The sequence below is a fragment of the uncultured Rikenella sp. genome, from assembly GCF_947628055.1.
Taxonomy (GTDB): domain Bacteria; phylum Bacteroidota; class Bacteroidia; order Bacteroidales; family Rikenellaceae; genus Rikenella.
In genome coordinates this window covers 1-3,572 of the sequence record NZ_CANQYJ010000156.1, presented here as the reverse complement: position 1 = coordinate 3,572, position 3,572 = coordinate 1, and the positions used below count along the sequence as shown (strand labels likewise).

Sequence of the window (3,572 nt, the reverse complement as noted above, 5' to 3'; positions counted from 1 at the left end):
CTTATGCCCGCTATTGCCACACCCCAAAGAAAACGCAATGCAAGAGGACTGCGGAGCCTAAGGAGTAGCGCAGCTATCTCAAAAGTCTTTTGGGTACCTTTTCTTCAGAAAAGGTACGGTTGCCTCCAATAGGGCACAGAATAAACGAACAGATAAAGTTTAGGGATATGGATTTTGGATTTACGATCAACGCACCGCGAGCGATCTACATAGACAAGATAGATCCGGTACTGCGAGACAAGATTATCGCGCGCGAGCCGACCACACAGCTGTGCATCGGCTGCGGCAGCTGCACCGCCACCTGCACAGCCGGACAGTTCACCCCATTCAGCCTGCGGAAAGTGCAGCACCTCGTCCGGCGGGGAGAATACGAGACAGCGAAAAAGGCACTGAAAGAGTGCATGCTTTGCGGCAAATGCCGCATGGTTTGCCCCCGAGGAGTGCATACCCGCGCAGTGGTACACGCCATGCTCGAAATACTGTAGTAAATAGAGAGCCGGGGCGCCGGGAGAAAGCCCGCAGACACAACGAAATTAAAAACGACAGAGCGATGCAGGTCGTATAAATAAAACGAAACAGTTAAGGACAAGATGTTGAAACCTATTGCATATACGGTATTCGCAGCGATGGCCGTTTTGAGCAGCTGCGCCGCCGGACAGCAATCCACACAGGAAAGTCCGGCCGGCGAATCGTCCGACTCGCTCTTCATCGCCTCCTATCCGTTCGTCAGCACAGCCGCCGACACCCTGTACGACCCGGCGGACAACCTTGCGCCATTCTACGCCAAACTGCACCGGCTCGACAGCGTTCACACCCTCGCTGCCGCCGATACGCTGTCCGATTCGGACGACGGCCTGCACAAAGTCAATATCATCCACTTCGGCGACTCGCATATCCAGGCCGGATTTCTTTCCGACGTGATTATGCGCCACCTGCACAGTCGGTTCGGCAACGCAGGACGCGGCATGATCGTCCCTTACAAGCTCTGCGGCAGCAACGAACCGCGCGACTACGCCATCCAAGCCGTCCGCGGCCGCTGCGGCGAATGGTCGTCCAGCCGCGTGGTGAACGCCCGACCCGGTCTGCCGATCGGCATCAGCGGCATCTCCGTGCAAAGCTCGACGGCAGACAACCGGATTCTGCTCTGCACCTTCAACTCCAGCAGCGACACACTCGACTACCGGTTCAACAAAGTGCGCGTTTTTCACGGCCAATACGCCCCGATCATCGAAGCCGACGAGAACCTTTCGGCAGGTTTAGGCGCGCCGGACATCATCTACGACTTCAACACCGACATCGACCTGGTGGCAGCAGTCGATTCGCTCGAACTGCACACCTACTCCGACGGCAAATTCGCCAAAGGGCCGATTTATGGCTTCTCGCTCGAAAACGGACACGACGGCGTGCTGTACCATGCCTTGGGAGTCAACAGCGCCTGCTTCCTGCACTGGGCGAAACAGGACGAAGTGATTCGGCAGAGTGCGGCGTTGGAACCCGACCTGATCATTCTTTCGATGGGATCGAACGAAGCCGCCGGGAGCAACTTCAACGACGACGTTTTCTATCGCGAGATCGACCGCTTCGTGGCACCGCTGCGGGAGACCAATCCCGAGGCGGCGATCCTGCTGACCGCTCCGGCACAGGCTTTCCGCAAAGGCGTGCCGAATGCCAACTTCGGCCCGATCAGTCGGACGCTGAAACGTTATGCACAGGATAAAGGGGTGGCCTTTATCGACGTCTACGCGGCGACCGGCGGCGACGGATCGGCCAAAAACTGGGCCGCTCACGATCTGATGGCACGCGACAGAATACACTACACCGAAGAAGGCTACCGCATACAGGGCCTTCTGATCTATAATGCACTTTACAACGGATACATCGGCCATGGCCATACAGCTCAGTAACCTGATCGAACTGCTGAAATACAACCCCGAAGAGCCGCTGCTGTTCACCAGCGGTCTGTTTCTCTTTCTTTTTCTGGGGTTTACGTTTTTTTACGGATTCATGCGCCGGACGACGACTTTGCGGATCGTCTACGTCACACTCTTCTCGCTCTATTTCTACTATAAGACCAGCGGACTCTTTTTCCTGCTCCTGATCTTCACGGCCACGAGCGACTTCCTGATCGGCCGCTCCATCTCCCGATCGGTTTCGCGGCGGGCCAAACGATGGTGGGTGGCCCTCAGCGTATGCCTCAACCTCGGCATGCTGGGCTATTTCAAGTACACCGACTTCCTGATCGAGATTTTCAACCGGTTTCTGGCCGATCCGTGGGAATTTCAGAATATCTTTCTGCCGATCGGCATCTCGTTCTTCACCTTCCAGTCGATGAGCTACATCATCGACCTCTACCGCGGCAAGGTGGAGCCGCTGCACCGCTGGATCGACTATCTGTTCTACATCTCGTTCTTCCCGCAACTCGTGGCGGGGCCGATCGTGCGGGCCCGAGACTTCATCCCGCAGATACGCCAGCGGCCTCTGGTGGTCAGCCGGGCGCAGTTCGGCGAGGGTTTCTGGCTGATCTTGTGCGGGTTGTTCAAAAAGGCGGTGATTTCGGACTTCATCAGTCTCAATTTCGTGGATCGCATCTTCGACAATCCGATGCTCTATACGGGGCTCGAAAACTTGATGGGGGTATTGGGGTATGCGCTGCAGATCTATTGCGATTTCTCGGGCTATTCGGATATGGCGATCGGGATCGCGTTGCTGCTGGGTTTCCGGTTCAACGCCAACTTTGATTCGCCTTACAAGTCGGCGACGATCACGGAATTTTGGCGGCGGTGGCACATCTCGCTCAGTTCGTGGCTCAAGGACTACCTGTACATTTCGTTAGGCGGGAACCGCAAAGGGAGGTTCCGCACCTACCTGAATCTGATGATCACGATGCTTTTAGGCGGATTGTGGCACGGGGCGGCGATGCGTTTCATCGTGTGGGGGGGGCTGCACGGGACGGGATTGGCTGTCCACAAGTGGACGATGCACCATTTCCGGAGTTTCAAACCGACGGGGGCGGGCATGCCGCGCTGGAGACGGGTGATGGGGATTGCGGTCACGTTCAGTTTCGTCTGTGCCACATGGGTTTTCTTCCGTTCGCCGTCGATGGAGGTGGCCGGGCAGGTCTTCTCGCAGATTTTCACGGCATTCCACCCGGAGATTTTCTTTGATTTCGTGACGGGTTACAGGTGGGTGGTACTTTTGATGGCAACGGGGTATCTGCTTCACTTTGCGAGTGCCCGGATCGAGGCCCGCACGATGCAGATCGTGCAGCGGCTGCCGATCGTGTTGTATGCGGCGATGCTGACGGGCTTGATTTGGCTTATTATGCAGATGCGAAACGGTGATGTGCAGCCGTTTATCTATTTCCAGTTTTAATTAGTGGGAGTTAATGGGTATTTTTCTCGGTTTTGCTGTCGGCAAAAAGAGAAGAATTGCCGCGGGCGCCAAAGTACTTCGCATAACTCGTGCGAAGTAACAGTAGGTTTATTTTGCACCGTGCTGTGAGTGACTGTTCTTTCTTTGAAAAGAAAGAACCAAAGAAACTTTCAGATAGCTGCGCTACTCCTTACGCTCCG

At 55.7% G+C, this 3,572-nt stretch carries 3 protein-coding genes; all 3 read left to right on the top strand.

Going from position 1 to position 3,572, the window contains the following annotated elements:
• The first annotated feature begins 167 nt into the window (after positions 1-167).
• The 3 genes from Q0Z93_RS09920 to Q0Z93_RS09910 all read left to right on the top strand — a co-directional run bounded on the left by Q0Z93_RS09920 (position 168) and on the right by Q0Z93_RS09910 (position 3,372).
• Entirely contained in the window at positions 168-485 is a 318-nt protein-coding gene (locus Q0Z93_RS09920) for a 4Fe-4S dicluster domain-containing protein (RefSeq protein WP_298065091.1), read from the top strand.
• A 105-nt stretch (positions 486-590) separates the two neighbouring features.
• Positions 591-1,904, top strand: a complete 1,314-nt coding sequence (locus Q0Z93_RS09915; RefSeq protein ID WP_298065090.1) for a GDSL-type esterase/lipase family protein — start codon at positions 591-593, stop codon at positions 1,902-1,904.
• Positions 1,885-3,372, top strand: a complete 1,488-nt coding sequence (locus tag Q0Z93_RS09910) for an MBOAT family O-acyltransferase (RefSeq protein WP_298065087.1) — start codon at positions 1,885-1,887, stop codon at positions 3,370-3,372. Before Q0Z93_RS09915 ends, Q0Z93_RS09910 begins: the two co-directional genes overlap by 20 nt.
• The last annotated feature ends 200 nt before the right edge of the window (positions 3,373-3,572 follow it).